Here is an 863-nt window from a genome sequence, read left to right on the forward strand (position 1 = left end):
GGGTTGCCGTTGGCATCGGTTTGGTTACCGGTACTGCCGAAGCCGCCACTGATGCTGCCCGACGATGCGCTGTAATCCATCTGGTTTTTCAGATCGGTGAACGTCAGCGAGTCGGCCGTTAGCTCGCTTGCACCGGCATTGGTGCTGGCGATGGCGCCACCGATCAGGTTCACGTTGCCAGCAGTGACGTGGTAGCCGCCGTTGCCTGCAAATAGACCCGACTGCTCGACGACACCGAGGTAGTTACCATTGGCCTTGGCCGCGCTGGCATAGCCGCTGGCATCCCACGCGGTACCCGCCGAGACCTGTACACGTCCACCAACGCTGCTTTCCTTGGATTGGATGTCCAGCTTGTCTTGCAGCGATTCGATGGTGAGGTCGCCACCGATCTGTGCATCGATCCTGTCGCCCTTGACCACCGCGCCGCGCAAGGTGGTGTCACCCTCCGACTTGATTACGATGTTCTGGCCGGCCAGCTGCGTGTTCTGCCAGGTGCTGCCATCCACGTTCGACTTGTGGCTCCCGGCACTGGCTTGCACATACGCGTACACGCCGGTCTGTGCACCGACCGATGCGCCGACGCCCACTTCGAATCCGGCGTTGCTGCCCTTGCTCTGTTCGGTGTTGCTGGAGTTGCCTGCCTCAAGCACCAGGTCGCGTGCCGAATCCAGGCTCAGCGTGTCGCCGGCCTTGAGGTTGCCCTGCACGATACGCAGGTCGCCTTCGGTTGTCTTCAGGCGCACATTGCCACCACCGGTAATGGTCGAACCTTGCGAAATCTGGCTTCTGCTGTTGAAGCTGCTCTCGTTGGTGGCGAAACCCACGCCCGCTTCGACACTGAGTAAAGAACCGCTACCCGCGCC

Annotated in this window: 1 protein-coding gene; it reads right to left on the reverse strand. The window is 61.4% G+C overall.

Annotated elements, in window-relative coordinates:
* Nucleotides 1-863: hemagglutinin repeat-containing protein (locus ABQZ00_RS23780; RefSeq protein ID WP_323539627.1), on the reverse strand; the 863-nt coding region annotated here is incomplete at both ends.

The sequence above is a fragment of the Xanthomonas sp. WHRI 10204 genome (assembly GCF_040202875.1).
Lineage (GTDB): Bacteria > Pseudomonadota > Gammaproteobacteria > Xanthomonadales > Xanthomonadaceae > Xanthomonas.